This is a genomic window from Prevotella sp. oral taxon 317 str. F0108 (assembly GCF_000162415.1).
In the GTDB taxonomy this organism is placed as follows: Bacteria; Bacteroidota; Bacteroidia; order Bacteroidales; family Bacteroidaceae; genus Prevotella; species Prevotella conceptionensis.
In genome coordinates, this window is sequence record NZ_GG740072.1 from 199733 (window position 1) to 201447 (window position 1715).

Annotated in this window: 2 protein-coding genes; both read left to right on the forward strand. The window is 41.1% G+C overall.

Annotated features, from left to right (window positions below):
- Positions 1-1108: RHS repeat domain-containing protein (locus tag HMPREF0670_RS15415; protein WP_232213829.1), on the forward strand; the 1108-nt coding region annotated here is incomplete at its 5' end.
- A gap of 2 nt (positions 1109-1110) precedes the next feature.
- Complete coding sequence (locus HMPREF0670_RS00665; RefSeq protein ID WP_009229240.1) at positions 1111-1659, forward strand: hypothetical protein; 549 nt, start codon at positions 1111-1113, stop codon at positions 1657-1659.
- The last annotated feature ends 56 nt before the right edge of the window (positions 1660-1715 follow it).

The window sequence follows — 1715 nt, forward strand, 5'->3', positions numbered from 1 at the left end:
GGAGCTGGGCGACCACAGCGTGCCCGACGGATGGATACAACGCCCCAAGCGCAACGCCGTGCCCGGCACGCCTCCCGGTCCGCCCGTGCAGTGGGACAAGGCCGAAGACCCCGACGACGTGCAGCCGGGTTACGGCTATGTGCCTGCCGACACCGCCCACCACGAGGACATCTTCTACTACCACACCGACCACCTCGGCAGCACCTCTTATATCACCGACGCCAAGGCCAACGTCGCCCAGTTCGACGCCTACCTACCTTATGGCGAACTGCTCGTGGACGAACACAGCAGCAGTGAGGAGATGCCGTACAAGTTCAACGGTAAGGAGTTCGACGAGGAGACGGGACTGTACTACTATGGCGCAAGGTATATGAACCCGAGGACTAGTTTGTGGTATGGGGTGGATCCGCACATTGAGGAAATGGCCTTCAGCAGTTCGTATACTTATTGTGACGATCATCCAGTTAATTTCGTAGATATCAAAGGGAAAAAGAAATTTAATTGGATTGTCCTGAACATGAATGATGCTTCTAAAAATTCTATTGATGTGAGATATACCTCGGCATATTACAGATCGAATTATGATGACAATGTAGTTAATATTTGGGCTCATGGCCTTCGTGCCCCCAGGCCAAATAAGTATAGCCAGCAAGCTTGGGGATTAGGTGTTTCCAAAACAAATTCAGGAGAATTATGGAATAAGGTGGCATTTTATAACCCGAGAGATGTCCTTTTGCTTTCTGAACGTATTGATCTGAGTGATAAGGGATGGAGAGAAAGAAACAATGGACACCCAATTATAGTGCTACATTGTTGTGCTTCATCGACTTTTGCACAAAAAATATCTGCATCAAAGGAATTTAAAGATGTAATAATCATAGCACCAGATGCAACATTGCACTCCAACAAAGAAAAAGGTGAATGGATTAATTCTATTGTATATGGTAGACACTATGAACATAAACGAGAGGGGGCATGGCATGTATACATGAACGGGACACCCCTTAAAAATGAGAAAGGAAAAACTATCTTTTATGATTCTAAGGCTCAGCCTGGAACAAAAGGATTCAATTATAGATTCGACACTAAAAAACAAAAGAAGAAATAAGAATGTGTAAATTCCAATACTTTTTATTAGTAGCAACCATGACCACCCTTTGTTGTTGTGGAGGAAAAGCAAACAAAATTGCTCAAAGAAATGTCCCTAAAACAGCAAAGAAGGTGTATGCGGCAGAAAATTCAGAAGAAGAACTCGATATTCCAATGTATCCTTGTGCAGAATACTCTAATGGCACATTATTTTATGGACGCTATCACAAATATCATCAACTTTCTGAAAGTGAGATTAATTTAATTAAAATAGTCCTTTCTGATAAGGAAAAATGGCTGAAAACTGGATCTGGAATACCTATCCTAGATATAAATAAGTATTATAGACAGTATCTAGCGTATAATAATGGTGACATCTATGTAATGATAAATCTGTATAAATACTACTATATTGTGTTTGATAATAACAATATAGTAGGAGCATGTACTCCCGCATGGGGAATACAGATTATCTCTTTAGTCAATGACAAGAGCAGGAAAAGGTATGATAATGTACATGTTCTCTTAAATCTGTCTAAAAGGCAGATTATAAAAGTTCATAATATATAGGATTATCCAATGAATAGGGTCTCCTATGTAAGACCTTATTATAGGACTACACCATC

Excerpts from the sequence above, each read along its gene's own strand:
- HMPREF0670_RS00665 (WP_009229240.1), top strand. The coding sequence starts at position 1,111 with ATGTGTAAATTCCAATACTTTTTATTAGTAGCAACCATGACCACCCTT.